Below are 26436 nucleotides of genomic sequence, written 5' to 3' on the forward strand. Positions count from 1 at the left end.
CTCAGCTTCCCTTCGCGTACTCCGTCGCCATGCCGCCGGCGAAGTCGTAGAGGATGACCGGTTCGTCACCCACGACCCAGGCGTCGTGGCCCGGCGGGCAGACAAAGGCGTCGCCGGCCTGCACCTCGGACTCCTGGCCGCTGTCCATGAGGATGCGCATGCGGCCCTGAACGACGTAACCGTTGTGGTGCACCATGCAGGTTTCGGTACCCGCCAGGGGTTTGACCGACTCCGACCAGCGCCAGCCGGGCTCGAAAGTCGCGACCGCGAAATCCAGGCCGGTCATGTGCACCGCTTCGAGGTGACCGCGCGGGAAGTCGCGTCGTTCGTCCGGCTTCTCGATGGTTTTCACTTCCAGCATCGCAATACCTCCCTCTGTGCCCTTCCAGTGTGCGCTTCGCGCGCCGAGGGCGGCAACCAGAGGGAGGTATCGCGGGACGGGAACCCAGATGTAGGAGGCCAGGACGTTCGCTACGCCTTCGCGCAGGCGCCGCGACGTGGGCGATTGGGCGGCTCTTGCATCGTTCGATAAGGCGACGGCGCCCTTCCGTGGATAGGGGTGCGTTGGCGTGCGGCAAGGGAGTCTCTCTTGTCCGTGAATGCTTGGGCTGCGGAGGTGGCAGTGCGGGTGACCGTTCGCAGCCGAGGGGCGGGATGGGTGTCAGAACGTGATGAGGACCTTGCCGAGGAGGCCACCGGCTTCGAAGCGCTCGTGGGCGGTGCGGATGTCGTCGAGCGGATAGCGCTCGGCGACTCGAAGCCGCAGCTCGCCCGCGTCGACGAGCTTGGCGAGGTGGGCGAGGTCGGTGGCGCTTTCCTGGACGTAGCTCTTGCGGGCGCCAGGCAGGTCGGGCAGGGGATGGTCGGCGATGGAGACATAGCGCCCGCCGGGGACGAGGGCGGCGGCCGCCTCGGCGCCGGCGGTGTCGAGAATGACCGGGAAGCGGCCTCGGGGCAGGTCGTCCGGGCGGTGCCAGACGTGTTCCGTGCCGAGTTCGACGGCGGCCGGTTTGTGTTCGGGCCGGGAGACCAGGGCGTCGACGTGGGCACCGGCCAGGCGGGCGAGTTGGACGGCCAGGCCGCCGACGGCGCCGGCGGCGCCGACGACCAGGATGCGCTCACCGGCAGCGAGCTCTGCGGTGCGGAGGGCTTGCAGGGCCGTCGTACCGGCCAGCGGCAGGGCCGCGGCTTGTTCCAGCGAGATGCTGGTGGGTGCGGGGGCGAGTAGGTGGCTGGGCAGGGCGACCAGGTCTGCCCAGGTGCCGCGGCCGGTGGCGATCTGTGCGGACATCGCGATCACCGGGACACCCACCCCATAGCTGGTGTCGTTGCCGTCGACGACGTGGCCGGAGAGGTCCCAGCCGAGGGTGGCCGGCAACGGCGGTCCGACCTGCCAGGCCCGGGTCTTCCAGTCCACGGGGTTGAGGCTGGTGGCCGTGGTGCGGATGAGGACTTCGCCGGTGGCGACGGCGGGTTCGGCCACCTCGCGGACGATCAGAGCGTCGGGGCTGCCGTGGCGGTCGATCTGGACAGCGCGCATGGTCAAAAGGAGTCCTTCCAGGAACGGGCGGGTGGTGTTCAGGCAGTGGTGGGGGCCGTGGTTTTGTCGGTGTGCTGGGTGGTTTGGGTGCGGGGCAGGATCAGATAGGTCAGGGCCAGGCCGGTCAGGCTCAGCACCGCCCCGGCCAGGCCGGCCCATCGCAGCGCGCCCGCGGCCACGATGGCCCCGCCAAGGGCGGAGCCGGTGGCGGCGCCGAGGTTGAACGCGCCGACGTTGACGGAAGATGCCAGCGTCGGGGCGGCCCCGGCGTGGCGCAGGATCAGACCTTGCAGCGGGGCGATGGTGGCGGTGGCGAGCAGCCCCAGGACGAGGACGGCCAGCACGGCTGTGGGCTGCCAGGCAGCGGCGAACGGCATGGCCGCCAGCACGCCGGTCAGGCCGCCGAAGACCCCGCGCACGGTCGCGGACAGGGACTTGTCGGTCAGCTTGCCGGCGGCCAGGTTGCCCAGGAAGCTGCCGGCGCCGTAGGCGAGCAGCAGGGCGGAGACGGCGGCCGGGGAGAAACCGGTGATGCGGGTGAGCAGCGGCGCGATGTAGGTGAAGACCACCGCGACGCCGGAGAAGCCGACCGCGGTGGTGGCGATGGCCAGCAGCACCGGCTTACGGGTCACCACCCGCACCTCGTCGCGCAGCCTCGTCTCCGGCGCCTGCTGCCGGGGCAGCACCAGCGCCAGCAACGCGACGGCGGCCAGGGTGAGTACGGTCAGCACTGCGAACGGAACGCGCCACCCGGCGGCGTGCCCCAACAGCGAGCCCAGGGGCACCCCGAGCAAGGTGGCCACGGTGAACCCGGACGCCACCGTGGCGATCGCCGAGCCGGTCTTGTGCTCGTCCACCACGCTGGTGGCCATCACCAGCGCCAGCGCCAGGAATGTGGCGTGACTGAGCGAGGAGACCACCCGCCCGGCCAGCAGCATCCCGAAAGTGGGTGCTATGGCGCTGAGCGCGCTGCCCGCGGCGAACAGCAGCATCAACGCGATCGCCAGCCCCTTGCGGGGCAGTCGCGCGGTCAGCAGGGTCACCGCCGGTCCGCCGATCACCACGCCCAGCGCGTACGCGGTCACCGCCTGCCCGGCGGTGCTCTGCGACACCTGAAGATCCGCACCGACCTCGGGCAGCATGCCCGCGACCAGGTATTCCGACGTGCCGACAACGAAGACGCTCGCGCATAGGGCAGCGAGCGAGGCAAAGCTCTTGTCCATGCATCGGAAGCTAAACTCTCACACCGATGTTAGAGTCAACAGGCGCTGCCCATCCCCAGGCATCCGTGAGGAGGATCACGTGCGCATCGGTGAGCTGTCCCGCAGGACCGGCGTCCACGAACGGCTGCTGCGCTACTACGAAGAGCAGCACCTGCTCCACCCTGAGCGGCGCCCCAGCGGCTACCGGGAATACCGCGAGACGGACGTCGACACCGTGCGCCGCATCCGCAGCCTGCTCGCCGCCGGCCTATCCACCACCACCATTGCCACCATCCTGCCCTGCCTCCGCGAGAAGGAAGAGCGCCTGGTACCGACCTGCTCCGACCTCCTTGCCGACCTGCTCACCGAACGCAAGCGGATCACCCAGGCCATCACCGACCTGCAAACATCCCGTTCTGCACTCGACGACGTCATCGCCGCCGCTCCCGCAGACGTCGCCGAACGCGCCGCCGCCAGCGCTACGGCCCACACCCCAGCGCCCGCGACGGCCACGACGCCACCCGCGTAACCCCGCCCGATAGGCAGGACGGTTGACCGCTGGCGAACGTCAATATCCTCCTGGCCCGCAACACCTAGACGCCGGCGTACGAGTGCAGGCCGTCGACGAACATGTTGACGCCGTAGTAATTGAAGAGGAAGCAGAGGAACGCGACGATCGCCAGGTACGCGGCCTTGCGGCCCTTCCACCCGGCCGTCGCCCGGGCGTGCAGATAACAGGCGTACGCGACCCACGTGATGAACGACCAGACCTCCTTGGGGTCCCAGCCCCAGTAGCGGCCCCAGGCGCTCTCCGCCCAGATCGCGCCCGCCACGATGGTGAAGGTCCAGAACGGGAAGACCGCCGCGTTCACCCGGTACGCGAACTTGTCCAGCGACGACGCCGCCGGCATCCGGCTCAGCACCGAGCGCGCGAACGAACCGGGCTGCGGGCCCTTCGCGTCCGCGAGCTTCGCCTCGTAGCGGTCGCGGAAGAGGTAGAGGACCGTCGCGACCATGCCGAGGTAGAACAGCGCCCCGCAGGCGATGGCGAGCGAGACGTGGATCCACAGCCAGTACGAGTCGAGCGCCGGCACCAACTGGTCGCTGTCGGTGTAGAGCACCGACACCGCCAGGCCCAGGTCGAGCAGGACCGTGGTGACCAGCGGCAGGCCCATCCAGCGGATGTTCTTGCGGGCCGCCAGGAAGCCGAGGTACGCGGCCACCGCGACCATGGAGAAGGTCGTGGAGAACTCGTACATGTTGCCCCACGGCGCGCGCTGCACCGACAGGGCGCGCGTCAGCACCCCGGCGGCGTGCAGCGCGAAGGCCAGCACCGTGAGGGAGATCGCGACGCGGCCGTAGACGTCGCCCTGCTCGTCGCCGCCCGCGGCCCCGGGACCGTCGGGCACGGCCGGGGCACCGGAGGAACCGCGGGTGACGACCTTCGGGCGCTCCAGCACGGCGGTGCCGCCGCCGCGCTTCTTGACCGTGACGGTCACGGCGGGCGCGTCCGCGCCGGCCGCCTGCCGCGGGGTGAGCGCGGCGGCGGTCGTGGCCACGCGGCTACGGCTGCCGAAGATCCACTCCCCGACGTGCGCGAAGAAGGCGAGGGCGTAGACGGCCATCGCCGAATAGATGAGGACGTTGCTGATGTCCGCCAGGTTCTGGTCCGTCGCGGCAGCGATGTTCACGCGCGCGCTCCTTCATCGGGCTTGGCTTCGGGCCCTTCGGGCTCGTCGGTTTCGTGCGACTCGGTCTCTTCTGACGTGACTGCGGGCTCGGCTTCGGACTCTACGGACTTCGCACCCGCCGCCGCGGACCCACCCCCGGCCGCGCCGGACTTGTCCCCGGCGCCCCCGGACTTCTTCTCGGCCGCCGCCTCGTCGGTGTCCTCGGCGTTGGTGTCCTCGGCGTTGGTGTCCTCGGCGTCCTCGGCGTCCTCGGCGTCGTCCGCGGTGGCCACCGCCGGTGCCCCGTCCGTCTGCAGCGCCACCGCCAGGTCCGCCAGCTCCTCCGGCAGCCGCGCGCTCTCACTGCGTCCCAGCCCCGCCAGCTCCACGACCGTACGGCCGTCCGCCCCCGGCGCCGTACGCACCCACACGCGCCGGCGCTGGATGAACAGCGACCCGGCGAGGCCGACGATGGCGAGGACGGACCCGCCCAGCGCCCAGTAGTTGCCGGGCTGCTGGGAGACCTGGAAGCTGGCCCACCGCTCCAGCCGCTCGAACTTCAGCGACCCCGCCCCGTTCGGCAGTGTGAACGTGTCGCCGGGCCGCAGCGACTTCCGCAGCGGCTCGCCGTTCTTCTGCTTGAACTGCTTCAGCCGCTCGGTGTCGAGCTGGTACACGTTCTGCGGCACGCCGGCGTCCACGCCGAGGTCGCCGCGGTAGGCGTTGAGGAACAGCGCGGGGTACTCGGGTCCCGGGAACTGCGAGACCATGCCGTCCTTGCTGTAGCCGCCGAACGTCGGGGTGAAGAAGCCCTGGAAGGCGATCTGCGTCTTCTCGCCGTTCTCGTCCCGGTAGTCCGGGACCTTGATCGCGCCGGTGGAGGTGTGGTTGCCGTCCTGCGGCAGGAACGCGACCGGGCCGCTGAACGCCACGTCGCCCTGGCCGTCGCGGACCGTGACGACGGGCGCGTAGCCGTGGCCGATGAGGAAGATCTTGGTGTCGTCGATCTGGAGCGGGTGGTTGACCTCGACGCGGGCCTTGTGCTGCTCGCCCGCCGCGCCCTTCCACCAGGTCAGATCGGCGTAGAACTCGCGCGCCGTGCCGCGCTGCGGCCCGTCCTTCTCGAACGTCGCCGTGAAGTCGTCCAGCGTGAAGCCGAACGAGTCGAGGTCGGCGCCGAACGCGGAGTCCTGGAAGTCGTCGTACTGCGTGAGGGTGTTGGCGAACCCGTCGCCCTTGACGATCAGCTTGCCGCCCTCGACGCGCAGGAGGTTCCCGACGGCGAAGGCGACGAGGAGGACGAAGAGCGCGATGTGGAACAGCAGGTTGCCGGCCTCGCGCAGATAGCCCTTCTCGGCGGAGATCGCGCCCTCGTCGCCGGCCGGCGCCACGGCGTAGCGGAACCGGCGCCGCCGCAGGATCCGCTCCGCGGCCTCGCGTACCTCGGCCTCCTCGGCCTCGGTCTCCCACGTCGTGTACGCGGGCAGCCGCGTCAGGTTCCGCGGGGCGCGCGGCGGGCGGGCGCGGAGCTGGCCTACGAACTGCCAGGAGCGCGGGATGATGCAGCCGGCCAGCGAGACGAACAGCAGGATGTAGATCGCCGAGAACCACACCGAGCTGTAGACGTCGAAGAGCTGGAGCTTGTCGTAGAGCGGGCCCAGCGTCTCGTGCCGCTCGTGGAACTGGACGACCGCGATCTCGTCGACCGAGTTCTGCGGGATCAGCGAGCCGGGGATGGCGCCGAGCGACAGCAGGAACAGCAGTATCAGCGCCACCCGCATCGACGTGAGCTGCCGCCAGAACCAGCGCGCCCACGCCACCAGCTCGCGCCCGAACGAGCCGCCCTGCGGCAGCGGGCTCTGCGGCGAGTCGTCGACCGGTGCCGTGGACAACTGGGACGCGGCGGCGGTCAGCTCGCGCTCGTCGGTCGTGGTCATGGCTCAGATCCCCACAGTGAAGTTCGACGACCAGACCTGCATCTCGTTGATGATGCGGTCCCAGACGCCCGTGAGTAGCAGGATGCCGGTCACGACGAGCATGCCGCCGCCGATTCGCATGACCCACACGTAGTGCCGCTTGACCCAGGCGAACGCCCCGAGCGCCCGCCGGAAGGCGATGGCGGCGACGATGAACGGCAGCCCCAGGCCCAGGCAGTACGCGACCGTGAGCAGCGCGCCGCGGCCGGCGCTGGCCTCGTTCGTGGACAGCGCGAGCACCGAGATCAGCGTCGGGCCGATGCACGGCGTCCAGCCGATGCCGAAGACCATGCCGAGCATCGGCGCCCCGGCGAGACCCACCGCGGGCCGCTTGTGGATCCGGAACTCCCGCTGCGTGAACCCGCCGAGGGTGCGGCCCAGTATCCCCATGAACATCAGCCCGAGCAGTATCGTCAGCGCGCCGACGACCTTGGAGATCGTCTCCCGGTGCTCCAGCAGGTTGTTGCCGACGCCGCCGAAGAACGCGCCCGTCGAGACGAAGACCGCGGTGAAGCCGAGAACGAAGAGGCCGGCGCCGGCGGCCATCCGGCCGCGGCGGGCGTTCTCCAGGTCGGTGCCGCTGACCCCGGTGACGTAGCTGAGATAGCCGGGGACGAGCGGCAGTACGCACGGGGAGAAGAAGGACACCAGGCCGCCGAGCACCGCGACCGGCAGGGCCAGCAGCAGGGCCCCGGTCAGCACGGTCTGGTTCGGCTCCATGGCGTTACGTCACTTCTCCTCGATGACCGGTTCCAGCGCCTTGCGCAGCTCCTTCTCGGAGAGCGGCTTGAGGGCCCGTACGGCGATCTTCCCCTCGCGGTCGAGGATGAGCGTGGAGGGGATCGCCTGCGGCGAGAGGCTGTTCTCGGGGAACTTCAGGATCAGCTTCCCCGACGGGTCGTACAGGCTCGGGTACTCGATCTTGAAGGAGCGGTCGAACGCCTGGGCGTTGGCCACGTCGAGGTCGCGGGTGTTGATGCCGATGAACTGCACGCCGCGGTCGGCGGTGTCCTCGGAGACCTTGCGCAGGTTCGGCGCCTCGGCGCGGCAGGGGGCGCACCAGGAGCCCCACACGTTGAGGACGACGACCTTGCCCCGGTAGTCGGCGAGCGCGAGCTGCTCGCCGTCTGTGGTCTCGCCGGAGATGTCCGGCGCGGCGAGGCGGTCGCTCGCCTTGACCACGGTGAGCTGACCCGTGCCGCTGACGAACTGGGTGTTGCCACCGGACGACGTCGCGTCCTCGCCGCACGCGGTCAGCGCCAGCGCGCCGGCGACGGCCGCGGCGGCGGCCGCGAGGGTCCGGCGGTGGAGCCTCCTCGCAAAAATCATGTGAAAAGTTTCGCATGGCCCGGAGAGGGATCTTCTCCACCCCCCTCTAGCGACGCGCGACGGGACGGAGGGGCTGCTCAGCGGGGCCGCGGGGCCGCGGGTCTGCGCGGCCGAGGGGCGCGGGGCCGAGGGGCCGCTGGACGCCGGGCCGCTGGGCCGCGTACCGGCCCGGGCGGGCCGCCCGCGCGCTACGCCCGCGGGGCGTTGGCCGCCGCGCCGCGGATGGCGCCCCGGCCGAACTTGCGCTGCGCCCCCGCGAGGAGGTGCGGCGGCACGAGGTCGCGGGCGGGCTCGCTGTAGCCCACGGAGACGATGTCGTCGCCGTCGAACGTGAACGTCGTCAGCGACGCCAGCGTGCACTGCCGCGACCGCGGGTCGTGCCACAGCCGCCGGCCCTCGGCGAAGCTGCGCAGGATCCAGATGGGCAGTTGGTGGCTGACGACGACTGCCTCGTGACCGCGGGCGGCCTCGCGGGCGGACTGCAGCGCGCCCGTCATCCGTACGACCTGCTCGATGTACGGCTCGCCCCAGGAGGGGCGGAACGGGTTGGTGAAGTACTTCCAGTTCGCCGGCTTGCGCAGCGCGCCGTCGCCGACGCCGAACGCCTTGCCCTCGAAGACGTTGGCCGCCTCGATGAGCCGGTCGTCGCAGGCGACCTCCAGGCCGTGCGCCTTCGCGACGGGCGCGGCGGTCTCCTGCGCGCGCTCCAGCGGGGAGGCGACGACGTACTGCACGTCGCGCGCGGCGAGGTGCTCCGCCACGCGCTCCGCCATCCGCCGGCCCAGGTCGGAGAGGTGGTAGCCGGGGTTGCGGCCGTAGAGGACGCCGTCGGGGTTGTGGACCTCACCGTGGCGTACGACGTGCACGACGGTGAGATTCTCTTCATCTTTACCGCGCATGTCAGCCATTTTGGACGTCCTGCTCCCCGGCCGGTGACCCGCCCCCGGCTTCGTCACCCGCTTCCGCCGCCGCGCGGGCCGCGACGGGCAGCGCGCGGGCGATCCGCTCCATCGCGCCCTCGTCGAGGGCGGTGGAGACGAACCAGCACTCGAAGGCGGACGGCGGCAGGTACACACCCTCGGCGAGCATGGCGTGGAAGAAGGCCGTGAACTGCTCCGTACGCTGCGCCTTCGCGCCCTCGTAGTCGACGACGGGGGAGTCGGAATCGGTGAAGAAGACGGAGAACATGCTGCTCGCCGTCTGCACCCGGTGCGGCACGCCCTCCTTGGCCAGCGCCTCGGTGACGAGCCCGCGGAGCTGCCGGGAGACGGCGTCCAGCGTGTCGTACGCCGCGTCGTCCAGGAGCCGGAGCTGCGCGAGCCCGGCGGCGGTGGCGACGGGGTTCCCGGAGAGCGTGCCGGCCTGGTACACCGGCCCGGCCGGCGCGAGCCGCGCCATGACGTCCGCCCGGCCGCCGAACGCGGCGGCGGGGAAGCCGCCGCCCATGACCTTGCCGAAGGTCATCAGGTCCGGGGTCACACCGTCGACGCCGTACCAGCCGGCCCTGGAGGTGCGGAAGCCGGTCATCACCTCGTCGGACACGTACAGCGCGCCGTGCTCGGCACACAGGCCCTTCAGCCCCTGGTTGAAGCCGGGCAGCGGCGGCACCGTGCCCATGTTCCCGGGGGACGCCTCGGTGATCACGCAGGCGATGTCCCCGGGGTGCTCTTCGAACGCCGCGCGGACGGCTGCCAAATCGTTATACGGCAGTACGAGGGTCTCGCCGGCCTGCGCCCCGGTGACCCCGGGGGTGTCCGGCAGCCCGAGCGTGGCGACCCCGGAGCCGGCCGCGGCGAGCAGCGCGTCGACGTGCCCGTGGTAGCAGCCGGCGAACTTCACGACCTTCGCCCGCCCGGTGAACCCGCGCGCCAGCCGGATCGCCGACATCGTCGCCTCGGTGCCGGAGGAGACGAGTCGTACCTGCTCAGCGGGGGTGACCCGGGAGACGATCTCCTCCGCGAGCGCCACCTCGCCGGTCCCGGGGGTGCCGAACGACGTCCCGCGCGCGACGGCCTCCTGCACCGCGGCGGTCACCTCGGGGTGCGCATGGCCGAGGATCATCGGTCCCCACGAGCAGACGAGGTCGACGTACTCGCGACCGTCGGCGTCCGTCAGGTACGGACCCTTCCCCGACACCATGAACCGGGGCGTACCGCCCACGGCACGGAACGCACGCACCGGAGAGTTCACGCCGCCGGGCGTCACAGCGGCCGCACGGTCGTAGAGCTTCTGCGAGACTGGAGCCTGGTACGGATAAGTCACGCAAGCCATGGTCTCAGAGTCGCAAGGCGACCCGCGTCGGGGTGTTTCGCGGGCCCGCTGCTGGGGATGTAGCTGAGACGATGATCGGGTTGCGCGGCGGGGGCAGTGCACATCTGAGAGCAGTCGGGTGGAGATATGCATCGCGGTGGCGAACTGGGCGAAGGGACCGATGACCGAGGGCCCCGGCGCGCCAGGTCGGGACGCCATCGCCGGGTGAACCACGGCGGCGAGGGCGTGAACAAGAACGACGGCCGGTCTGGCGGCGTGACGTACAAGTACTTCGGCGCGCCCGACGGCGCGACGGCGGCCCGCGTGCCGATCTCCATGCGCCCGGAGGAACTCGGCGGCGACGAACTCGGCCAGGGCGGTCTCTTCGCCAAGGTGAAGCCCGAGACGATGTCCGCGATGGTCCTCACCGGCATCGAGGGCATACCGCTCCACAAGGTCCCGCCCCTGGAACTCGTCGTCCTCCACCCCGACTACGCGGTGGTCCGCCTCCCCATGACGGTGGTCGACCCCCTCCGCGGCATCGGCGAGGAGGAGGTCGGCGCCGCCGCCTTCATCTGGTCCACGGTTCCCGACCGCGGCGGCCCCCGCGACGCCTTCGACGTCTACCGGATGCTCCACGAGTGGCAGGAGTTCGCCGACCGCCTCCACGAGGCCGGCCACCAGCCGTACTGCCTGGTCTGGCCCTGAGGCCCGGCCGGGACGGCGGTCAGGCCGCCAGAGCACAGAGAGGGCACACGCCGGAGTGATCTCCGGGGGATGTGCCCTCTGTCGTGTCCGTCTCGTCCTTGCCGGCGTCGGCGCGCATGAGGGCGGTGGCTTCATCGATGTCGAGTGGCAGCGTTTATCACCGGTTCCGACGGCGGTTGATTGTTGATGAGAAGTGATGGCACTGCCGGTTGCCTCCCGGCATCTGCGCTACCACGGAACTGACGGTTCGGCCGGACGCGTTCGACCCGCACCTGGACGTCGCAGGTCTGGGGGACCCGGACGCCGAAGCGGTGCCGGAACGAGTCAGCTCAGGACGATGGGGTTCTCGGGCACGCCTTCTCAGCTCTGAACGCGTTGGTCGTAGTCCATTTGGTGCGCCCGGATCTCGTCCGCGTGGTCGACCGTCCAGTCGTACAACCGGCCGAACGGCTCCCGCAGGGATTCGCCGAGCGGGGTGAGGGAGTACTCGACCCCGACCGGCGAGGTCGGCAGCACGCGGCGCACGATCATCCCGTTGCGCTCCAGGCGGCGCAGGGTCTGGGTCAAGACCCGCTGGGTCACGCCCTCAAGGCGGCGCTTGATCTCGTTGAACCGAGTGGGCTTCTCAAGGACTGCCATCACCATCATCGACCACTTGTCGGCGATCTGGTCGAGGATCGGGCGGCTGGGGCAGTCGGACCGGTAGACGATGTCGATGCCGGCGTCGCCGCCGGTTTCAGGAGTGGCCATGTCGGTATCCTTCGCGATCCTTGCGATGCCGAAAGTGCGTTATTGACGCCGGTCGCCCTCCATCGCACTGTAAGTATGCATCAGGAACCTAGATGCATACCAGGTGCCGATCGGAGATCTCCATGAACCACGACGCCTACGCGACCCTACGGGTGAGCCTTGAGGACGGCATCGCCCGCGTCACCCTCGACAACCCACCGGTCAACGTCCTGAACGTCGCCATGATGGCCGACCTACGGCACCTGCTGACCGCGCTGAGCGACGACGACTCGGTTCGGGTGATCGTGTTCGACAGCGCTAGCCCGGAGTTCTTCATAGCCCACGTCGACATGTCGCTCGTTGACACGCCAGACGCCTTCGACAAGCTCGCGGCCGGCCTTCCAGACGGCGTCAACGTCTTCCAGGCGCTGGGGGAGTTGCTTCGGCACCAGCCCCAGGTGACCATCGTCAAGCTTGCCGGGATGGCGCGCGGAGGAGGGGCGGAGTTCGTCACGGCCGCGGACATGGCGTTCGCGGCAATCGGTCGCGCCGGGATCGGCCAGATCGAAGCTCTCATGGGCATCGTCCCTGGTGGAGGGGGCACTCAGTACCTCGCCAGCCGGGTCGGCCGCAATCGCGCCCTGGAGGCGGTGCTGGGTGCCGACCTGTACGACGCCGAAACCGCAGAGCGCTACGGCTGGGTCAACCGGGCCGTCCCTGCTGACGAACTCGACGACATCGTCGACCGCCTCGCCCGCAACATCGCAGCCCTGCCCGAGGGTGTGATCGCGGCGGCCAAGCGCGCCATCGTCCCCGAGGACCTGGCCGAGGGTCTCCTGCGGGAACACGACGCCTGGGCGGGCCAGTTCGTTCGCCCCGCGGCCGAGCGTTTGATCCGCGGCGGGCTGGCCCACGGCGCCCAGACCCGCGACGGCGAGCGCGATCTTGAGGGCCTGCTCCGGGGACTGGCCCGATAGCCGGACGAGGGCCCACGTACTCACCGGTGTCCCGGGGCACGCTGATCTGAACCGGGCCGATGTCGGTGGTCACGGTCTTGGTCCGGCGGCCGTTACGGGAGTTGCCGCCGTCCCGGCGGGCCGCGTCGTGCTTTTCGTAGGCGGGGTGGTCGGTCATCTCACCGTCAGGACACGGGTCAGAACCGCCGTCGAAGAGGGTCCCGCCGGAGCGGTGAATCAGAGCCGCCAGGGCATCTTGCCCGCGAGCGGAGTCGGCGTCACCGAGCGGGACGGGTTCCGGGCCTCGTACCGCCGCCCGGCCTCCATCGGTGTGGCGGCCGGGCTGAGCTGTGGCGCTATGCGGCCGCCCTGCGCGGCGTCGTCTTCTCCGGGAAGCGGGTGCGGAAGGACGCGCGCTGGGTAAGGGCGGAGCCGCCGCGGCGGCCGCTGCCTCCTCCGGCGTTCTTGCGCTTGACGGGGCTCACGGCGGCTGCGGCGAGGGTGACGGGGACGCCGGACGGGGTGCGGGCACCGGTGATGCGGGCGAGTTCTGTGCTGCCGGGCTGGATGCGGGTGGTGTGTGCGGTGATGCCGGCTGTGGTGGTCAGACGGGTCATCTCGTGGCGCTGGTCGGGCAGGACGAGGGTCACCACCCTGCCGGACTCGCCGGCGCGGGCCGTGCGGCCGCTGCGGTGGAGGTAGTCCTTGTGGTCGGCGGGCGGGTCGACGTTGACGACCAGGTCGAGGTCGTCGATGTGGATTCCGCGGGCGGCGACGTTGGTGGCGACCAGTGCGGTGATGTCTCCGCGCTTGAACTGTTCGAGGGTGCGGGTGCGCTGGGACTGGGACTTGCCGCCGTGCAGCGCGGCGGCCTTCACCCCGTTGCTCAGCAGGTGCCGGGCCAGCCGGTCGGCGCCGCGCTTGGTGTGGAGGAACAGCAGCACACGGCCGTCGCGGGCGGCGATGTGGGTGGCGGCCGTCCGCTTGTCGCCGTCCGCGACGTGCAGCACGTGGTGCTCCATCGTCGTCACGGTGGCGGCCGACGGGTCGACCGAGTGGACGACCGGGTCGGTGAGGAAGGCCCGCACCAGCCGGTCGACGTTGTGGTCCAGCGTCGCCGAGAACAGCATCCGCTGGCCGTCTGCCCGCACCTGCCGCAGCAGGGCGGTGACCTGGGGCAGGAAGCCCATGTCGGCCATCTGGTCGGCTTCGTCCAGCACGGTGATGCGTACCTGGTCCAGGTGGCAGTCGCGGCGGTCGATCAGATCCCGCAGCCGTCCCGGGGTGGCCACGACCACCTCGGAGCCGTCGCGCAGCGCGGCGGCCTGCCGTGCCAGAGACGTGCCGCCGACCACCGTGGCGAGCCGCAGATGCGCTGCCCGGGCGTAGGGGGTGAGTGCCTCGGTGACCTGCTGGGCCAGTTCGCGGGTGGGTACCAGGATGAGGGCCAGCGGGTGCCGGGGGGCCGCGCGCCGCCCGGCGGTACGGGCCAGCAGGGCCAGGCCGAAGGCCAGGGTCTTGCCCGAGCCGGTACGGCCGCGACCGAGGACGTCCCGGCCGGCCAGGGAGTCGGGGAGGGTGGCCGCCTGGATGGGGAACGGCACGCTCACCCCCTGGTGTTGCAGCGTCGTCAGCAGAACGGGCGGCATGTCCAGGTCGGCGAACGACGCGGCCGGGGGGAGCGCCGGAGTGGCATTCACCGGCAGCGCGAACTCGCCCTGCGCGGCGGCGGGTTTCCGGCCGCCCGGCCGGCGCGGAGTCTGACCGCGCGAACGGCGACGGGCCGGGTTGCCGGAGTTATGACGTGTACTGCGGTTCATGGGAACCTCCTCGTTGCGGCGCGTGTCGAGGAGATTCCGGCGGAGACGAGCCGCACGGAAGCCGCAGGAACGGGCCGGGGAATGGGCGAACGGCGGCGCGGTGCGCAGAGCGCTCCGGCCGCGGGGCACGGGCCCGCGCCACGCGGCGCCGGCCCGTGCTTGTGACTTGCGCCACGTCCTCGGATCAGGGTTCAGATGAGGGTGATGTTCTCCGCCTGCAGGCCCTTCTGCCCCTGGGTGGCGTCGAACTCCACCCGCTGGCCCTCGGCCAGCTCACGGAAGCCCTGAGCGTTGATGTTGGAGTGATGGGCGAAGACGTCGGCGCCGCCGTCGTCCTGGGCGATGAAGCCGAAGCCCTTTTCACTGTTGAACCACTTCACGGTGCCAGTGGCCATGTCTCTTCTCCTTTTGGTGGCTGTGCCGGAGATCCGCACGGTGCGCGATCCCGCGTCGCCGTGATGATTACCAGGTCCGGAAAGCACCGAAAAACAGAAATGCGCCTGAAGGTCAAAGCCAGCAGGCGCACACAAAGTTCATGGGAACCACAACTGCAACTTCAACCAGCCTAGCACGGGTGGCCACGAGCTGGTTGCGCAGGCCGCGGCGGCCGGACCTCTGCTGATCCGGGACCGCTCCTCGACGGGCCCCGCGGCAGGTCGGGGCCCGATTGCGGGTTCCGTGCCCTCCGGCTCTTTGACATCGGCACGGAAAATACGTCCAATGGGGCGCAAGGGCCTCCGGCCCATACCATGAAGGACTGGCTTGGGCGATCTTCTCGATCGGCTGCCCACAATCGAATCCGGGCAGCGGGTGTTTTGCGCCGAGTACGCGAAAGCCGGCGGAGCCGGCCGGGCCGCGACGCCGCCGGGCCCTGGAGCCAGACCGTTCGGGCGCGTGAACGCGCCGCAGGCGTGATGGCTGTCCACCGCGTCGTCCACACCGCGAAAGTCACGCCCGGGGGACGGTGGTACGGCGAGACGGGCCACGGCGAGGACAGCCGGGACCCACTGGACACCGACCGCATGCACTTCACCGTCGCCCGGGACAAGCAGGCGTTACTTCGCGCCGAACACACCGCTCGGTAAACGCGGGTGGCCCACCCGCCGAAAGAGATCACCGATGTTCTCCAGGCCCGACTCGCCGCCCTCCCGCCGCGGTGACCGGCGGGAGGGCGACGTACGCACCGCCGAAGACAAGGACGCCTCACCATGACCGCATCTCCAGCCCCCTCAGCCCGTGTCCGGCCGCCGGACGAGTCCGGCAGTGACTTCTCCCGGCTGTCGAAGAAGATCTCCGACGCCGGGCTGATGGCCCGCCGCCCCGGCTACTACGCGGTCCGGATCACGGCCGTGGTCGCGTGCTACGCCGCCGCCTGGACCGTCTTCGGGTTCGTCGGCGCCAGTTGGTGGACGCTGGCGGTCGCCGCCGTACTCGCCGTGGTCTTCGGCCAGGTCGCCCTGGTCGCCCACGACGTGGCGCACCGCCAGGTGTTCCGGCTGCGCCGGGCCAGCACCGTGTCCGGCCGGATCGCCGGCGCCGCCATCGGTATGGGCTACGAATGGTGGCAGGACAAGCACACCCGCCACCATGCCAACCCCAATCACGAAGAGCGCGACCCCGACCTCTCCCCCGACATCCTGGTCTGGACACCCGAGCAGGCCCGGGCCGCGCGGGGCCTGCCCCGCCTGCTCGGCCGCTGGCAGGCCGCGCTGTTCTTCCCGCTGCTCACCCTGGAGGGCGTCAACCTGCATGTCGCCGGTGTCCGGGCGCTGGCCGGCCGCCAGGTCAAGCACCGGACGCTGGAAGGCACCCTGCTCTTCGGGCACATCGCGGCGTATCTCGCGGTGCTGTTCCTGGTCCTGCCGCCCGGCATGGCGTTCGCCTTCCTGGCCGTCCACCAGGGCCTGTTCGGCCTGTACCTCGGCTCCGTCTTCGCCCCCAACCACAAGGGCATGCCGACCCTGTCCGGGCACGATCTCCCGGACTTCCTGCGCCGCCAGGTGCTCACCTCGCGCAACGTGCGCGGCGGCCGGCTCACCGACTTGGCGCTGGGCGGTCTGAACTACCAGATCGAACACCACCTCTTCCCGAGCATGCCCAGCCCGCATCTGGCAAAGGCGCAGGCCATCGTCCGGCGCCACTGCCAGGAGCTGGGTGTGTCCTACGTCGAGACAGGGCTGCTCACCTCCTACAAGCAGGCCCTGCGCAGCCTGCACGAGGCCGGCGCCCCGCTGCGCCGCCCCGCCCGGGCGTCCTGACGTGTCGTCGTGGCCGACTCCGCCGGGGGCCGTGGCGGAGTAGGGTGGTGAACACCGAGAGCATTTCGCGTGCCGACTTCATGGTCGGCGCCGTTCCCGGCGCACGGATACACCGGGCCGGCGTGACCGCCGCCCGAGATCGGTCCCGCCCATGACGGCTCTGTCCGTTGTCCGCAGCCCTGTCTGGACCGCAAGCCCCACGACACCAGCGCTCACGCGCTCCGGCCCCGATCTCGGCGACCACGTCGATCACGTCGTGCGGCGCGACCACCGGGACGGCGGTCGCGGCCGACGGCGGCCGAGCAGCCGGGCACGCAGATGCCCCCGGCGCCGGGGGCAGGGCACGGGATGACCGCGGAGACCGGCAACGGCCACGCGGCACCCCCGCCGGCCGCACAGCCGCGGTCACTCCCCGCACCGGGCTTCGCAGAGGTCCGCATCGTCGCGGCCGGCCCGGAAACGGCGCGCCAGATCGCCGAGGTGCTCCGTCTCCGCTTCGCAGCCGACGAACAACGCAGCTACCCCGCCGGTGAAGACGGCCAAGGCACCCGGCTTCACCTCACGATCGACACCATGCACGCCCCCGAGCCGATCGGGCCGTGCCGTCTCTCCGTCATCGGCCACCCGCACCCCGACGAACTGTAAGACTCGCAACGGCGGCAAGCCTCGCCGGCCCGCGGCCAAGGGGCCACTGCCCGGCAGGAGTCGGCAACACCGTCCGCGTCTACCGGGTTTCGCTCCACGGGGCGCCCGACGCTGTCGGGACGTCAGGACAGGTCCACGCTCAGCTTGTAGAACCTGGTCGTCTGCTTCTTCGTGTTGGCGTTGTTGTCGCTGACCAGGTAGAGGGCGCGGCGGCCATCCGGCAGGTGCTCGCCCAGGGCCATGCCCTCGATGTTGTCCAGCAGGGGATTGAGCTGAGGCTGCCTGCGAGGTGCTCCGGCGGTGGGGCAGTTCCCCAGATTGGCCAGCAGCTTCTTCTCCACCCAGGAGTCGTCGGTGATGCCGGAGAGCGACTTCGCCCCGCTGATGTCCGGCGTCTTCGCCAGCGACAGCAGGAACAGGTGAACCGAATTGCCCTCCGGCATGTAGCCGCGCTCCAGGGCGAGCAGCCGGTCGCCGCTCAGGGCGATCAGCTCGGTGAGGAAGAGACCGTATTCGGTCTTGTACGCGTACTGCTGGGGCCTCTTGCCGAACTCCCCGCCCGGAGAACGGGTGTAGCGCAGGATCCGTACGTGGCTGCGACCCGCCGCCTCGCCGTCGATGTGCAGGGGGCCCTCCATACCCGCGTACAACTGGGTGCGGTCCTCGCTCAGGCTCAGGGATTCCAGCCGCCGTGCGGGGCTGGAATCCTTGAAGCCCTCCGGCAGGTCGATCTCCCCGTTCTGTATCCCGTCGCCGAGTCGGTACGACCGGATCGACGGCCCTGCCTCCGAGCTGATCAGGACGTTCTTCCCGTCCACCGCCATCCCCTCGCCGTCGATGTCGGCGGCGGAGAGATTGTCGTCCCGGGGGTGCAGGATCGTGGCGTCTCCGACCGCGGGGACGAGGCGCGCGTCGTCGAGGGTGAGGGAGTGGAGACGGGGAGGGCGGTTGTCCCCCAGAGCCAGGATGGTGCGGTCCCCGGTGACGGCGAGGGCCGAAATCCCCTGCACCGGCATGGGGTCCGTGAGGGTGTCCAGGGCATCGGAGTAGCCCAGCAGACCGACCCGTTTCGAGCAGGGTCCTGTGGCGCCGGTGTCGGAGGAGCCTTTCCAGACCCCCACGCCCGTGATCACGGCGAGGGCGACCGCCGCAGCCGTCAGGGCCCTGGAGTGCCGGCGCGGCCAGGAGAGGTGCGCGGTGCCCGGCTTGGCACGGAGGTTCCGGACGAAGGGGCGGCTGCCGACCGTGTGCGGGTCCAGGGTGTGGGGCGCGGGGCCGCCTTGGCCGGGAACCATCCGGCGCAGCTCGTCGGCGATGTCGTTCGGCGTCAGGAAGTCCTGGCGGTTGCCGATGCCGGCCCGGACCGTTTCGACCAGGGCCCGGGTGAAGGCGGTGAGCCCGGTGCCGGTGGTGCCGACCGCGTCGCCGCCGGGGGGCGAGGCCGCCAGTACGTAGATGTCGCGCAACTCGGCGGCTTCGACCTCCCTTCGTACGGCATCGAAGGCGACACTGCCCTGGCAGCAGTCCAGGATGACGATCGTCCGGGACGGCGGGCCGGGGGCGGCGCCGAGCCGGCGGAGCAGGTCGGTGAACGGAACCGCGGTGCCCGGGACGTCGGCCTCGCGGCTGTCGGGCAGGGCCAGATGGAGCGCGCCGTCGTGGGTCAGGCCGTGGCCCGCCCAGTAGACGACCAGGCAGTCCGACGCCTGTCGCGCGGCGTGGGCCACCGGGTCCAGGAGCTGCTCGCGGTTCTGCGGGCGGACGATCTGGCACCGGTTGGTCGGCAGCCCCCAGACCCGGGAGTCGCCCAGTACGTCCCGCAGCTCCAGGCAGCCGCGGTCCACGGCCGGCAGCGGACGGAGGCCGCTCTCGGGGACGTGGTCGGCGACACCGATCAGCACGGCGTACGAGAGGTGGGGCAGCGGCAGCCGGGGGCGCAGGGCCGCGTCGGTCGTCGGGGGGTTGGCGAGGGCCTGCGGGGAGAGCCGTACGGTGTGCTCGTCCTGCCGCACCTCCAGGGTCGAACTCACCGGCCGCGAGGCGCGCCAGGCGGACAGCGCCAGGACCAGGTTGGCGAGGTCGAAAGAGCTTCCGGTGACGAACTCGATGGCCTCCAGGGTGAGTCCCATGGAGGGGGTCAGCGGGATGGCCGGGTCATCCTCCAGATGCCTGCGTAAGGAGCGCAGCTCCTCCTCGCCCTCCGGCCCGCCCTGTGCCGTGATCTTGATGTGCATGGGATCTCCCTGCCGGCCCGCGGACTTTCACTCGCTGACCGGTACCGTAGCGCCGTCAGGTCACAGGCTGTACCGGAACGGTCACACATGGCAGCGGAGCGGGGGAGGCCGACCCGATCAGGCGAGGTGTCCGCCACCCGGCCGAGCCCCGCGCGATGTACGACCTCGACCGCGGCCACGATCGACCGCCTCGACATCCGCGCCGCCGTGCTGGCCCGCCTGATCGCCCGCCCCGGCGGCCTCGTCCAGCCTGCCCTGCAACTGATCCGCAGCACGGAGAGCGACGACGTACCGGCGAACATCGCCCACTTGGACCGGGCCATGGACCGGCCGGCAACGGCACCGGAGCCGACCGCGCGTTGACCGCGGCGCCCGGGCCCGGGGGTCAGACCTTGCGGGCCAGGGCGCCGAACTGCGGTACCTCCGGGAGTTCGGCGGTGTCGCCCGGGGACGGGCGCCAGCGGGTGCAGGAGACCAGGCCCGGGGACAGGGGGTCCAGGTCGTCGAGGAAGCTCGCGACCTCGGTCCGGTTGCGGGCGGTGATCGGCGGGGTGGCGTGCTCGTTCCAGAAGCGCATCGCCGCCGCGTTGCCCTCGCCGCCCAGTTCCGCCGTGGGGTGGGTGAGCGCGAGGTAGCTGCCGGGCGGTACGGCGGCCATCAGCCGGCGTACGACCCGGCGCGCCTCGCCGGTGTCCAGGACGAAGTTGAGGATGCCCAGCATCATGACCGCCACCGGCTGCTCGAAGTCCAGGGTGCGCTTGGCGCCGAGCAGGATCGCCTCCGGGTCGTGGGCGTCGGCGGCGACGTACGCGGTGGCGCCCTCGCGGCTGCCGGTGAGCAGGGCGCGGGCGTGGGTGAGGACGAGGGGGTCGTTGTCGACGTAGACGATCCGGGCCGCCGGCTCCACCCCCTGGGCCACCTCGTGGGTGTTCTCCGCGGTCGGCAGCCCGGTGCCGACGTCGAGGAACTGCCGTATCCCCGCCTCGCCCGCGAGGTAGCGCACCGCGCGGCCCAGGAACTCCCGGTCGGCGCGGGCCACGTCGCGTATCACCGGGAACAGGCCCGCCACGTGATCGCCCACCTGCCGGTCCACGGCGTAGTTGTCCCTGCCGCCGAGCCAGTGGTTCCACACCCGCGCGTTGTGCGCCACGGAGGCGTCCACCGGCCAGACCGACTTCCGACCCGCGCCCATCATCAGCCCTTCGCCGCCCGAACCTGCCGCCCCATTGTGCGGGGCGCAGGACCGGGCGCCATGCCGGGGCGCGTCAGCGGCCCCCGCCGGGGGCGGCGAAGGGGAAAGGGCAGCGGGGGTGGGAGGCGCAGACGGCGAGGTCGTCGCAGCCCGCTTCCACGGCGGCGGCGAGGGCCGTACGGACCGTGGTCAGGTCGGCGATCCTCGCGTTGATCTCCGCGAGCTTCGCCGCCGCCCGGTCCCCGAGCCCGGCGGCGGTCCGGCCGGCGGTCCCGCCGCGGCGGCGCCGCCCGGCGGCAAGCAGGTCGGCGACCTCGGCCAGCGTGAACCCGAGCCGCTGGGCCGCCTTGATCACGCGGAGCGCGGTCACCGCGTCCTCGCCGTACAGCCGGTGGCCGCCGTTGCTGCGCGCGGGCGCGGGGAGCAGGCCGCGGCGCTCGTAGTAGCGCAGCGTCTGTACGTGCACGCCGGCCGCCGCGGCGACCTGCCCGCTGCGCAGGGTCCCGCTCACCGCGCCGCCACCGCGTCGATCCGCGCGGCGAGGGCGTCGAGGACGGCCGCGTGCGCCGGGTCCACGGCGATGTCCAGCCACAGCCGGCCGGCCGTACGGTCCCGGTGGCGGCCGGCGACGCGGTCGGTGCCGCGCCCGGTCGTGAAGGTGAAGAACGAGCAGCAGCCGCTCTCCCGTTCCGCCAACTCCCGCACCCGCTCCCCGACTTCCGGCCCGCCCGCCAGTACCAGCCGCAGCCGCAGCGGCTCCGGCCGGGAGAGCGAGACCGGCCCCGCCGCGAACAGCGCGTCCCACTCGGCCACCCGCAGGGGCCGTTCGGCGGTGGGCAGCGTGCAGGACCGCGGCACCCACGCAAGGTCACTCATGGTGCTCACTCCCGTCGTCGCGTCCCCGCGGGCGGGGACGTTCTCGACGGTAAACCCGTACCGGGGTACCGGTTGCAAGCGCGGGGGACCGAGGAGTCCGCGGCACGCGGTCCGTCTGCAGGGGCGGCTCGCCCTTCGGGCGCGGGGGAGGCGGGGATCACTTCTCGCGCGGGTCGCCGTCCCGCTTGCCGTCACCGTCGCCGTCGCTCTCGTCGTCCCCGTCGTCGCTCTTGCCCTCGTCGCCCTTCGCGTTCTCGTCGCCGAGCTTCTTCAGGAACTCCGGGTTGTCGTCCGGCGCCACCCACGTCGAGCGCCGCCCCCCGCCGGTGCCGCCGCCCGAGCCGCCGGGCGGCAGGCGGCGGCGGTTGCGGCCGGCGATCAGCCAGCCGATCGAACCCAGCAGCGGGAACAGGACGATGAGGAGGAGCCAGACGATCTTGGGGAGGTGCTTGGCGTCCTCCTTCTTCGTGGTCGCGCAGTCGATCAGCGCGTAGATCACCACGCCGAGAAGAACGATCAACGGCAGGTAGCGGAGCACGCGGCAAACCCCCTGAATGTCGCGGGGCTACGGCCTCGGCCCCCGCTGCGTCTCCGCGTCAGGTTAACGTCTCAGCGCCGGTCCTCGTCGGGTCCCTGGCGTCCTTCCGGACCTTCCTCGTCCCGCTCGCGGCCGCGCTCGTCCTCGGGCTCCTGCCGCGACTCCTGCCGCGGCTCCTCCCGGGGCTCCTCCCGCGGCTCGTCCTTCCGCCGGTCCTCCCCCAGCGAGCGGAGGAAGTCCGGGTTGTCGTCGGGCGCCACCCAGCCGCCCCGGCCCGGCCGGCGCCCGCCGCCCGAACCCTCGCCCGCGATCACCGGGCGGCCCCGCGGCCGGCCGCCGATGAACCACGCCAGCGGGCCGAAGAGCACCGAGCCGAAGAGCACGATGATCGCCACCCAGACCAGCTTGGGCAGGTTCCGTACGTCCTTCTCCGGGGTGTTCAGGCAGTCGATGAACGCATAGATCCACACCGCCAGGACCAGGAGAAACGGCAGATACCTGAGCATGTGCGGCCCTTCGACGTGCGGTGCAGCGGCGGTGCGGCGGTCTCCCTCGCCGGTTCGGTGCGGTTCCCGTACGGACCCCGCGGTCCGTCCAGGGTAATCCGTGGCGGAGACACCCCGGCGACCCCGCCCGCGCCCCGCCCCGTACCCCCTTCGCGGATCGCGCCCGGCGCCTGGCGGATACTGGGGCGCATGGCTTACGACGATCTCCGCTCGCTGCTGCGGGCTCTGGAGCGCGACGGCGACCTCACACGCATCAAGGCCGAGGTCGATCCGTACCTCGAAGTCGGCGAGATCACCGACCGCGTGAACAAGGCCGGCGGCCCCGCGCTGCTCTTCGAGAACGTCAAGGGCTCCGCCATGCCGCTGGCGATGAACGTCTACGGCACCGACCGCCGGCTCCTCAAAGCCCTCGGCCTCGACTCGTACGCGGAGATCGGCGAGCGCATCGGCGGGCTGCTCAAGCCCGAACTGCCGCAGGGCTTCACGGGCGTACGCGAGGCGTTCGGCAAGCTCGGCACCATGGCGCACGTACCGCCGCGGAAGGCGAAGGACGGGCCGGTCCAGGAGGTCGTGCTCACCGGCGACGACGTCGACCTCGACACGATCCCCGCGCTCTTCACCTGGCCCCAGGACGGCGGGTCCTTCTACAACCTGGGCCTCACCCACACCAAGGACCCCGAGACCGGCGTCCGCAACCTCGGCCTCTACCGCCTCCAGCGCCACGACCGCCGCACCATCGGCATGCACTGGCAGATCCACAAGGACAGCCGCAACCACTACCAGGTCGCCGCCCGCCGCGGCGAGAAGCTGCCGGTGGCCATCGCCTTCGGCTGCCCGCCGGCCGTGACGTACGCGGCGACCGCGCCGCTGCCCGGCGACATGGACGAGTACATGCTCGCCGGCTTCATCGGCGGCAAGCGCGTCGAGATGGTCGACTGCAAGACCGTGCCGCTCCAGGTCCCCGCGCACGCCGAGGTGGTGCTCGAAGGCTGGCTGGAGCCCGGCAAGGAGCTGCCCGAGGGCCCGTTCGGCGACCACACCGGCTTCTACACCCCGCAGGAGCCGTTCCCCGCGCTGACCATCGACGCCGTCACGATGCGCCGCCGCCCGCTGCTGCAGTCCATCGTCGTCGGCCGCCCGCCGACCGAGGACGGGCCGCTGGGCCGGGCCACCGAGCGGTTCTTCCTGCCGCTGCTGAAGGTGATCGTGCCGGACATCGTGGACTACCACCTGCCGGAGGCAGGCGGCTTCCACAACTGCGCGATCGTCTCGATCGACAAGAAGTACCCGAAGCACGCGCAGAAGGTCATGTCCGCGATCTGGGGCGCCCACATGATGTCGCTGACCAAGCTGATCATCGTGGTCGACGCCGACTGCGACGTGCACGACCTCCAGGAGGTCGCCTGGCGGGCGCTGGGCAACACCGACTACAGCCGCGACCTGTCCGTCGTGGAGGGCCCGGTCGACCACCTCGACCACGCCTCGTACCAGCAGTTCTGGGGCGGCAAGGCGGGCATCGACGCCACCGCGAAGCTGCCCGAGGAGGGCTACACGCGCGGCTGGCCGGAGATGGTCGTCTCCGATCCGGACACGGCCGCGAAGGTCGACGCCCGGTGGCGGGAGTACGGCCTTTGAAGGCTCCTCCGCCTGAAGGGCGGGGGATTCCAGGCTCAGGCCGCCGCCCGAGCCTGCGGCTCGGGCGGTCCTATGCCCTCAGCACCTGCCGGGTTCCCACCTGCCCGGACGAGCATCACAGCCGCAGAGTTCTTGTCCCTGGGAGAGGAGGTCTTGCAGTGTGTGCAGGGGTAGGTGCGCTCACTCAGCGGCATGCGGTGCTTGGCTCTCGCCCCGCAGTGCGCGCAGTCCATCGTGGTGTGCGCGGGATGTACCAGGCGGACGGTCCGCCCATGCTTACGGCCCATCTCGATCAGCGCCCGCTTAGTGGCGCAGATGGCTCCGTCGGCAGCCGTACGGGCCATTGGCGACTTCGCAAGGAACTTCGGTCGGAAGTCCTCCACTGCGATGCGGTCGTGTTCACGGACGACGGTCCTGGCCCACTTGCGGCCGGTGTCCTGCCGTGGCCGGGCGACCTTCTTGTGCAGCTTCGCGACCCGCGACCCGGCCTTGCGGTAGCCGCGGCTTTGCGGCTTGCCCTTCGGCCGTTCCCGCCGTCTTATGACCCTCTGGTAGCGAGCCAGCTTCGCAGCAGCCGTCTTGCCGTGCTGAGCATGCGGAAGGTCGTGTGCGCTGCTGGTGGTGGTCGCGGTCTCCCGCACGCCCCAGTCCACACCGATCGCCCGGCCGCATTCCGGCAGCGGCTCAAGCCGGGCCGGCACAACGAACGAGCAGTACCAATGGCCCAGACAATCCCGATACACCCGGACCGACGAGGGCTCGGCGGGAAGTCCGCGCGACCACACCACGACCAGCGCGATACCGCCTGCAAGGCGCAGGCGCCCGTTCTGGAGACGGAAGCCGCGCTTGGTGTAGTTCAGCGACGGCCGGGCCTGATCCTTCTTCTTCCATCTGGGCATTCCGGCCCGACGGGACATCGGCAGCCGCTCACGGATGTCCTTCCCGGCCTTCGCTCTCGCCTTCCCGAAATCCTGGATGATCTGCTGCTGCGGAACGCTGGCGCCCTCCGCCAGCCACGGCGTGCTCTTCCTGGCCGCCGTCAGCATTTCGTCGAGCTGGGACAGGCCACAAGTGCGCCTTGCGGCGCCCCCGGGATGGTTCTTGTTCCATTCGTGGATCCCCTTGGACTTCGCCACGCACTCGTTCCACGTCCAACGACACCGGTCCCACTCGGCCAGGAGCAGCCGCTCCGCACCGGCGGACACGCGAAGACGGTAGGCATACCGGGCATACCCGCAATCCCCCGCCTTCGCCGCCGCCGTCATGTATCCCAACCTATCCGGGAGGACTGACAGTTGAGCCTCATCGACCTTTACAGTGCCCCTCACCATCAGAAAGGGCGGACCCTGGATCGCCCTGGCGGGGGTTCAGCCACCTCTGCCCTGCCCCACCGGAGTCCGATTTCTCCCCGGCCGGAAGACCGGAGCGTCCTCGGAGGAAACCTGTGACGGCCGCGGGGAGCGTCGTCGGTCCCGGCCCCGCCCGGTCGGGCAGCGGGGTGCGGGCGTTCCTGCGGCTGGTGATGATCGAGCACTCGATCTTCGCGCTGCCGTTCGCGTACATCGCCGCGCTGACGGCCATGCTGGTCGACGGCGACGGGGCGATCGAGTGGGGGACGCTGCTGCTCGTCACCGTCGCGATGGTGGCGCTGCGGACGTTCGCGATGGCCGCGAACCGGATCATCGACCGCGAGATCGACGGCCGCAACCCGCGCACCGCCCACCGCGAACTGGTCACCGGCGCGGTCTCCGTGCGCTCGGCGTGGACGGGCGCGCTGATCGCGCTGGCGATCTTCCTCGGCGCCGCGGCGCTGCTGAACCCGCTGTGCCTGGTGCTGGCGCCGGTCGCGGCGGTGCCGATGGTGGTCTACCCGTACGGCAAGCGGTTCACCACGTACCCGCACGCGATCCTCGGCCTCGCCCAGGCGATCGGCCCGATCGGCGCGTGGCTGGCGGTCACGGGGGAGTGGTCGTGGCCCGCGGTGCTGCTGGGGCTCGCGGTGGGCGTGTGGATCGGCGGGTTCGACCTGATCTACGCCTGTCAGGACGTCGACACCGACCGCGCCCAGGGCATCCGCTCGGTCCCGGCCCGCTTCGGCATCGCGGGCGCGCTGTACGGGGCGCGGGTGGCGCACGTCGTGACGATGGCGCTGTTCGTCTGGTACGCCCTGGCGACGGACGCGGGCGCGCTGTTCTGGGTCGGCCTGGCGGTGGTGGCGGGCGTGTTCGCGTACGAGCACAGCATCGTCCGCCCGGACGATTTGAGCCGCCTGAACCGCGCGTTCTTCACGCTCAACGGCGTGATCGGCATCATCCTCTTCTGCTGCGCCGCGGCAGACCTCTTCGTCCGCGACCTGAGCCTCTGACCGCCGG

28 protein-coding genes and 1 pseudogene are annotated in these 26436 nt (G+C 71.1%); 9 read left to right on the forward strand and 20 right to left on the reverse strand.

Annotation, left to right across the window (positions count from 1 at the left end; translation table 11 throughout):
• Position 1: 1 nt before the first annotated feature.
• From OG946_RS21500 to OG946_RS21510, 3 genes are all read right to left on the reverse strand, one after another.
• Positions 2 to 361, reverse strand: a complete 360-nt coding sequence (locus OG946_RS21500) for a cupin domain-containing protein (protein ID WP_326797681.1) — start codon at positions 359 to 361, stop codon at positions 2 to 4.
• Between the two features lie 300 nt (positions 362 to 661).
• Positions 662 to 1540, reverse strand: coding sequence for an NADP-dependent oxidoreductase (locus OG946_RS21505; RefSeq protein ID WP_326797682.1), 879 nt, complete (start codon positions 1538 to 1540; stop codon positions 662 to 664).
• Between the two features lie 38 nt (positions 1541 to 1578).
• The gene (locus tag OG946_RS21510) at positions 1579 to 2763 is read right to left on the reverse strand and encodes an MFS transporter (protein WP_326797683.1); all 1185 of its coding nucleotides are present in this window, start codon (positions 2761 to 2763) and stop codon (positions 1579 to 1581) included.
• A gap of 79 nt (positions 2764 to 2842) precedes the next feature.
• On the opposite strand from OG946_RS21510, the gene OG946_RS21515 reads away from it, so the two are divergent.
• Entirely contained in the window at positions 2843 to 3271 is a 429-nt protein-coding gene (locus OG946_RS21515; protein ID WP_326797684.1) for a MerR family transcriptional regulator, read from the forward strand.
• Between the two features lie 64 nt (positions 3272 to 3335).
• Here the strand turns inward: OG946_RS21515 and ccsB are convergent, their stop codons facing one another.
• The 6 genes from ccsB to hemL form a co-directional block, all read right to left on the reverse strand.
• Complete coding sequence (gene ccsB / locus OG946_RS21520) at positions 3336 to 4433, reverse strand: c-type cytochrome biogenesis protein CcsB (RefSeq protein ID WP_326797685.1); 1098 nt, start codon at positions 4431 to 4433, stop codon at positions 3336 to 3338.
• The gene (resB, locus tag OG946_RS21525; RefSeq protein WP_326797686.1) at positions 4430 to 6349 is read right to left on the reverse strand and encodes a cytochrome c biogenesis protein ResB; all 1920 of its coding nucleotides are present in this window, start codon (positions 6347 to 6349) and stop codon (positions 4430 to 4432) included. The genes ccsB and resB overlap by 4 nt, the downstream gene beginning before the upstream one ends.
• 3 nt (positions 6350 to 6352) lie before the next feature.
• The gene (locus OG946_RS21530) at positions 6353 to 7108 is read right to left on the reverse strand and encodes a cytochrome c biogenesis CcdA family protein (RefSeq protein ID WP_326797687.1); all 756 of its coding nucleotides are present in this window, start codon (positions 7106 to 7108) and stop codon (positions 6353 to 6355) included.
• Between the two features lie 9 nt (positions 7109 to 7117).
• Positions 7118 to 7717, reverse strand: coding sequence for a TlpA family protein disulfide reductase (locus OG946_RS21535; protein WP_326797688.1), 600 nt, complete (start codon positions 7715 to 7717; stop codon positions 7118 to 7120).
• Positions 7718 to 7905: 188 nt separating this feature from the next.
• Positions 7906 to 8616, reverse strand: coding sequence for a histidine phosphatase family protein (locus OG946_RS21540; protein WP_442814440.1), 711 nt, complete (start codon positions 8614 to 8616; stop codon positions 7906 to 7908).
• 1 nt (position 8617) lies between these two features.
• Entirely contained in the window at positions 8618 to 9988 is a 1371-nt protein-coding gene (gene hemL / locus OG946_RS21545) for a glutamate-1-semialdehyde 2,1-aminomutase (RefSeq protein WP_326797690.1), read from the reverse strand.
• 126 nt (positions 9989 to 10114) lie between these two features.
• On the opposite strand from hemL, the gene OG946_RS21550 reads away from it, so the two are divergent.
• The gene (locus OG946_RS21550; protein WP_173534870.1) at positions 10115 to 10675 is read left to right on the forward strand and encodes a hypothetical protein; all 561 of its coding nucleotides are present in this window, start codon (positions 10115 to 10117) and stop codon (positions 10673 to 10675) included.
• A 360-nt stretch (positions 10676 to 11035) separates the two neighbouring features.
• Here the strand turns inward: OG946_RS21550 and OG946_RS21555 are convergent, their stop codons facing one another.
• Positions 11036 to 11425 carry a winged helix-turn-helix transcriptional regulator gene (locus OG946_RS21555; RefSeq protein WP_326797691.1) on the reverse strand — a complete coding sequence of 130 codons (390 nt, stop codon included), beginning with the start codon at positions 11423 to 11425 and terminating at the stop codon, positions 11036 to 11038.
• Positions 11426 to 11547: 122 nt separating this feature from the next.
• Between OG946_RS21555 and OG946_RS21560 the strand changes: the two genes are divergently transcribed.
• Positions 11548 to 12381 (forward strand): enoyl-CoA hydratase/isomerase family protein, encoded by an 834-nt coding sequence (locus OG946_RS21560; RefSeq protein WP_326797692.1) that lies wholly within the window; start codon positions 11548 to 11550, stop codon positions 12379 to 12381.
• A gap of 28 nt (positions 12382 to 12409) precedes the next feature.
• On the opposite strand, the pseudogene OG946_RS21565 reads toward OG946_RS21560, so the two are convergent.
• From OG946_RS21565 to OG946_RS21575, 3 genes and pseudogenes are all read right to left on the reverse strand, one after another.
• Positions 12410 to 12547 (reverse strand): annotated as a pseudogene (locus OG946_RS21565) (transposase); the annotation flags it as partial.
• Positions 12548 to 12716: 169 nt separating this feature from the next.
• The gene (locus tag OG946_RS21570) at positions 12717 to 14180 is read right to left on the reverse strand and encodes a DEAD/DEAH box helicase (RefSeq protein WP_326797693.1); all 1464 of its coding nucleotides are present in this window, start codon (positions 14178 to 14180) and stop codon (positions 12717 to 12719) included.
• Positions 14181 to 14371: 191 nt separating this feature from the next.
• Entirely contained in the window at positions 14372 to 14575 is a 204-nt protein-coding gene (locus tag OG946_RS21575; protein ID WP_037748811.1) for a cold-shock protein, read from the reverse strand.
• A gap of 519 nt (positions 14576 to 15094) precedes the next feature.
• On the opposite strand from OG946_RS21575, the gene OG946_RS21580 reads away from it, so the two are divergent.
• The 3 genes from OG946_RS21580 (at position 15095) to OG946_RS21590 (ending at position 17083) form a co-directional block, all read left to right on the forward strand.
• Positions 15095 to 15265: a hypothetical protein gene (locus OG946_RS21580; protein ID WP_326797694.1), complete on the forward strand. Its 171-nt coding sequence runs from the start codon at positions 15095 to 15097 to the stop codon at positions 15263 to 15265.
• 123 nt (positions 15266 to 15388) lie between these two features.
• Positions 15389 to 16438 carry a fatty acid desaturase family protein gene (locus OG946_RS21585; protein WP_326797695.1) on the forward strand — a complete coding sequence of 350 codons (1050 nt, stop codon included), beginning with the start codon at positions 15389 to 15391 and terminating at the stop codon, positions 16436 to 16438.
• 348 nt (positions 16439 to 16786) lie between these two features.
• Entirely contained in the window at positions 16787 to 17083 is a 297-nt protein-coding gene (locus OG946_RS21590) for a hypothetical protein (RefSeq protein WP_326797696.1), read from the forward strand.
• Positions 17084 to 17205: 122 nt separating this feature from the next.
• On the opposite strand, the gene OG946_RS21595 is transcribed toward OG946_RS21590, so the two are convergent.
• Positions 17206 to 19317, reverse strand: coding sequence for an effector-associated constant component EACC1 (locus OG946_RS21595; protein ID WP_326797697.1), 2112 nt, complete (start codon positions 19315 to 19317; stop codon positions 17206 to 17208).
• A 126-nt stretch (positions 19318 to 19443) separates the two neighbouring features.
• Between OG946_RS21595 and OG946_RS21600 the strand changes: the two genes are divergently transcribed.
• Positions 19444 to 19680 (forward strand): hypothetical protein, encoded by a 237-nt coding sequence (locus OG946_RS21600; protein WP_326797698.1) that lies wholly within the window; start codon positions 19444 to 19446, stop codon positions 19678 to 19680.
• Between the two features lie 22 nt (positions 19681 to 19702).
• Here OG946_RS21600 and OG946_RS21605 read toward each other — a convergent pair whose 3' ends face one another.
• The 5 genes from OG946_RS21605 to OG946_RS21625 form a co-directional block, all read right to left on the reverse strand.
• Positions 19703 to 20509, reverse strand: a complete 807-nt coding sequence (locus OG946_RS21605; protein ID WP_326797699.1) for an SAM-dependent methyltransferase — start codon at positions 20507 to 20509, stop codon at positions 19703 to 19705.
• A gap of 73 nt (positions 20510 to 20582) precedes the next feature.
• The gene (locus OG946_RS21610) at positions 20583 to 21020 is read right to left on the reverse strand and encodes a MerR family transcriptional regulator (protein WP_326797700.1); all 438 of its coding nucleotides are present in this window, start codon (positions 21018 to 21020) and stop codon (positions 20583 to 20585) included.
• Positions 21017 to 21385: a hypothetical protein gene (locus OG946_RS21615; protein ID WP_326797701.1), complete on the reverse strand. Its 369-nt coding sequence runs from the start codon at positions 21383 to 21385 to the stop codon at positions 21017 to 21019. The genes OG946_RS21610 and OG946_RS21615 overlap by 4 nt, the downstream gene beginning before the upstream one ends.
• A 157-nt stretch (positions 21386 to 21542) precedes the next feature.
• Positions 21543 to 21923, reverse strand: coding sequence for a PLDc N-terminal domain-containing protein (locus OG946_RS21620; protein WP_326797702.1), 381 nt, complete (start codon positions 21921 to 21923; stop codon positions 21543 to 21545).
• A gap of 71 nt (positions 21924 to 21994) precedes the next feature.
• Positions 21995 to 22429 (reverse strand): PLD nuclease N-terminal domain-containing protein, encoded by a 435-nt coding sequence (locus tag OG946_RS21625; RefSeq protein WP_326797703.1) that lies wholly within the window; start codon positions 22427 to 22429, stop codon positions 21995 to 21997.
• Positions 22430 to 22618: 189 nt separating this feature from the next.
• Here OG946_RS21625 and OG946_RS21630 point away from each other — a divergent pair, with 189 nt between their 5' ends.
• On the forward strand, positions 22619 to 24064 hold the full coding sequence (locus tag OG946_RS21630) for a menaquinone biosynthesis decarboxylase (RefSeq protein ID WP_326797704.1): 1446 nt from the start codon (positions 22619 to 22621) through the stop codon (positions 24062 to 24064).
• 35 nt (positions 24065 to 24099) lie between these two features.
• On the opposite strand, the gene OG946_RS21635 is transcribed toward OG946_RS21630, so the two are convergent.
• Positions 24100 to 25329 carry an RNA-guided endonuclease InsQ/TnpB family protein gene (locus OG946_RS21635; protein WP_326797705.1) on the reverse strand — a complete coding sequence of 410 codons (1230 nt, stop codon included), beginning with the start codon at positions 25327 to 25329 and terminating at the stop codon, positions 24100 to 24102.
• 179 nt (positions 25330 to 25508) lie between these two features.
• Here OG946_RS21635 and mqnP point away from each other — a divergent pair, with 179 nt between their 5' ends.
• Positions 25509 to 26429 (forward strand): menaquinone biosynthesis prenyltransferase MqnP, encoded by a 921-nt coding sequence (gene mqnP / locus OG946_RS21640; protein WP_101422486.1) that lies wholly within the window; start codon positions 25509 to 25511, stop codon positions 26427 to 26429.
• Positions 26430 to 26436: the final 7 nt, after the last annotated feature.

Origin of the sequence: Streptomyces sp. NBC_01808, assembly GCF_035917395.1 — a bacterium.
Lineage (GTDB): Bacteria > Actinomycetota > Actinomycetes > Streptomycetales > Streptomycetaceae > Streptomyces.